3 protein-coding genes and 1 pseudogene are annotated in these 3605 nt (G+C 72.0%); 1 reads left to right on the top strand and 3 read right to left on the bottom strand.

Translation table 11 applies throughout. From position 1 onward, the window contains the following. The 3 genes and pseudogenes from H5J29_RS25210 to H5J29_RS25200 all read right to left on the bottom strand — a co-directional run. A partial coding sequence (locus tag H5J29_RS25210; protein ID WP_181783509.1) for a hypothetical protein occupies positions 1-675 on the bottom strand: 675 nt, incomplete at its 3' end. A gap of 23 nt (positions 676-698) precedes the next feature. Next, positions 699-1178, bottom strand: a pseudogene (gene truB, locus H5J29_RS25205) (tRNA pseudouridine(55) synthase TruB); the annotation flags it as partial. A gap of 66 nt (positions 1179-1244) precedes the next feature. Beyond that, on the bottom strand, positions 1245-1916 hold the full coding sequence (locus tag H5J29_RS25200) for a response regulator (protein WP_181783508.1): 672 nt from the start codon (positions 1914-1916) through the stop codon (positions 1245-1247). 124 nt (positions 1917-2040) lie between these two features. Here H5J29_RS25200 and H5J29_RS25195 point away from each other — a divergent pair, with 124 nt between their 5' ends. Then, positions 2041-3465 carry a cation:dicarboxylate symporter family transporter gene (locus H5J29_RS25195; RefSeq protein WP_181783507.1) on the top strand — a complete coding sequence of 475 codons (1425 nt, stop codon included), beginning with the start codon at positions 2041-2043 and terminating at the stop codon, positions 3463-3465. The last annotated feature ends 140 nt before the right edge of the window (positions 3466-3605 follow it).

Raw genomic sequence — 3605 nt, 5'->3', positions numbered from 1 at the left:
GAGCACCCGGTCCGCGGTGCGCTCCACGAGAAGCAGGTCCATCCGCAGGCCGCGCACCTCCAGCTCGCGTTCGGGGGCGATCCGCAGCCGTCCGGACACCGTGGCGCCGGGGGCGACGGAGCGGTCGGGGATCTCGACCGTGACCTGTGCGGGCCCCCGCGACCGGGTCCCACTCCGCCCCGGGCCGGGCAGCGCCAGGACGGTGACCGGGTGCCGCTCGTCGACCGGCTGCCCGGTCCCGCGCCCGATGACCTGCACGCACCACGTCGACCGGACGCGGCGGCCCTCGCTGCTCGGCGCCCCCCAGAGGTCGGAGAGCTCCATGTCGTAGCGGAAGTCCTCCGGGTCGTCGACGAGCGGCTCGCCGTCCCCGTCGTCCTCCGGTGCGGTGGTGCGTTCCGGGACCTGCAGCTCGACGGCGTACTCGGTCGTCCGGCCGCCCTTCATCGGCTCCTCCGCCACGAGGAACCGCCCGTCGACGGCCCACGAGTCGGTCCAGGACGAGCCGTCGGTGACGGTGTCGGCGTGCAGCAGGGCGACCGACACCTCGGGCGAGTCCAGATCGGCGCTCGGCGTGAGGCGGACGGTGGCCCGCACGAGCTCGCCCGGGCGGTAGGTGTCGCGGTCGGTGCGGATCTCCACCGCGAGCGACGAACGGCGTCTCCCGAAGATCATGCCTCGGTCACGAACCGCCCGAACCGGACGTAGGTCCCCGAGCTGCACTCCACGAGGACCGCGAGCTCGGGCCCCCGCCGCTCGACCAGGGTGAACGCCGAGACCCGCACGGGACGGGCCGGGATCACCACGTCCTCCCCCGCCCGCACCCGCGCGTAGGCCCGCTTGCCGTCGATCTTGACCGCGCTCACCGACGACGGGACCTGCTCGATGTCGCCGGTCAGCGCGGCGATCCCGGCCGCGACCGCCTCGTCCGTGACACCCGCCGGGTCGACCTCGGCGAGCACCTCCCCCTCGGCGTCGTCCGTGGTCGTCGAGGCGCCGAGCCGGATCGTCGCGGTGTAGGCCTTGGTGTCCAGGGCGAGGTGCCCGAGCAGCTTGGTCCCGCGCTCCACGCCGCAGACCAGCACCCCGGTGGCCATCGGGTCGAGCGTGCCCGCGTGCCCCACCCTGCGGGTGCGCAGGATGCGGCGCAGGCGGGACACGACGTCGTGGGAGGTCATCCCCCCGGGCTTGTCGACGACGACGAGTCCACCTGCGACGAGATCACGGTCCGGCACACGGGGAGGCTACTTCCCGAGCCGGTACCCCACCCCGCGCGCCGTCACGATCACCTCGGGCCTGCCCAGCTTCGACCGCACCAACCCCACGTGCGCCTCCAGCGTCCGCCGCGCCGCGTGTCTGTCCCTGGCGTCCACCGTGCCCCACACCTCGTCGAGCAGCTCGTCTCGCGCCACGACCGCGCCCTCGCGCCGGGCCAGCGCCGCGAGCAGGTCGAACTCCTTGCGCGCCAACGCGACCTCGGCTCCGTCGACGCTCACCGACCGGCGCGCCAGGTCGATCTCCACGTCCCCCGCGACGACCGCGGGCGCCACCCCGAGCCCCCGCGTGCGGCGCAGCACGGCGTCGATGCGGGCCAGCAGCTCCTCGACCAGGAACGGCTTCACGATGTAGTCGTCCGCGCCGTTGCGCAGCCCGGCGACCCGCGCCTCCACCGCCCCGCGGCCGGTGACGGCGAGGATCGGCACCCGCGACACCTCGCGGATCCCGCGGCAGACCCCGATCCCGTCCCGGTCGGGCAGCCCCATGTCCAACAGCACGACGTCGGGCGCGGCGTCGACCACGGCCGCGAGCGCGGCCGCGCCGCTGGTCACGTGCTGGACGCGGAACCCGTTCGCCGCCAGCGCCTTCGCCACGGCGGCGCCCAGCACGGCGTCGTCCTCGACCAACAGTGCCCGCACCGTCCGTTTGCTCCCGTCCTGCGAAACCTCAAGGCCCGCCCAATTATGGATGCGCACACCCTGACATGGCGCCGGTCACGTTCCTACCGTGCCGACCAGCAGCGGACGTCGAGGAGGACGAGACGTGTCAACCACGCAAGCGCAGACGGCACCGAAGAAGCGCTTCTTCACACAACTCTGGTTCTGGGTCCTGGTCGGCATCGCCCTCGGCATCGTGTTCGGGCTGGTCGCCCCCGACGCCGCCAAGGGGGTGAAGTGGCTCGCCGACGGCTTCATCCAGATGATCAAGGTCATCGTGGCCCCGGTGATCTTCTGCACCGTGGTCGTGGGCATCGCCTCGATCGGCAACCTGGCCCGTGCGGGCGGGCTGGCCCTCAAGGCGCTGTTCTACTTCCTCGTCGCGACGGTCGTGGCGCTCACCCTCGGCCTGCTGGCCGCGAACATCTTCGCCCCCGGCTCCGGCTTCCAGGGCGCCCCGTCGGAGTCCGCGCTGGAGTCCGCGGCCAAGCAGGTGGAGAGCGGGACGAGCGCCGACCAGGGCGGCATCACCGGCTTCCTGCTCAACGACCTGCTCCCGACCAGCTTCCTCGGCCCGTTCGTCGAGAACGAGGTGCTGCGCGTCCTGGTCCTGGCGATCCTCACCGCCTGCTCGGTCTCGCTGCTCGCGGCCCCGCTGCGCAAGCGCGTGGTCGGGTCGATCGAGACCATCGCCAAGGTGATCTTCGGGATCATCAAGCTGATCATGTGGGCCGCGCCGGTCGCCGCGTTCGGCGGCATGGCGTACACGGTCGCGCAGTTCGGCGCCTCGTCGCTGACCAACCTGGTCGCGCTGATGGCCGTGTTCTGGGGCACCTGCCTGTTCTTCATCGTGGCGGTGCTGGGGCTCGTCAGCCGGATCGCCGGGTTCAACATCTTCAAGGTCATCCGGCTGATCAAGGACGAGCTGCTGATCATCGTGGGCACCTCGTCCTCGGAGTCGGTGCTGCCGCGGCTGCTCACCAAGCTCGAGGCGGCGGGGGCGTCGAAGCAGACCGTGGGGCTGGTCATCCCGACCGGCTACTCGTTCAACCTCGACGGCACCTGCATCTACCTGACCCTGGGTGCGCTGTTCATCATCCAGGCGGGCAACGAGACCCTGTCGATCGGACTCCAGATCGGCCTGGCCCTGCTGATGGTCCTGACGTCGAAGGGCGCCGCGGGCATCACCGGCGCGGGCCTGGTGACCCTGGCCGCGTCCCTGCAGGCCTTCGGCGGCGAGTTCTTCTCGCCCGAGGCGATCGCCGTCGGCATCGCACTGATCATCGGCATCGACCGCGTGATGAGCGAGGGTCGGGCCCTGACCAACTGCATCGGCAACGTCGTCGCCACCCTGGTCATCGCCCGCTGGAACGGCGAGCTGGACCGCGAGCGGCTGGCCGCGGTGCTCGAGGACCCGTCGCTGGTCGACGAGGCCATGGAGCTCGAGCACGGCTCCGGCAAGGACGACGGGACCGCGGAGGACGACAAGGAGCTGGTGGCCGCCGGTTCCGGCACCGAGACCACCCGGTAGAGAATCCCGCCATGCCCCGCCGCGGCTCCCGTCTGGTGCGTTCCCTCCTGCTCATGCAGGTCGTGACCGTGCTGGTGACCGTCGGCGGGGCTGCGGCGTTCGCGGTGTGGGGCGTGCGGCAGGTCGAGAACGCCGCCGCC

This window comes from Pseudonocardia pini (genome assembly GCF_013870575.1).
In the GTDB taxonomy this organism is placed as follows: domain Bacteria; phylum Actinomycetota; class Actinomycetes; order Mycobacteriales; family Pseudonocardiaceae; genus Pseudonocardia; species Pseudonocardia pini.
Note: the sequence above shows the minus strand (reverse complement) of the source record. Positions and strands in the feature narration are given on the sequence as shown.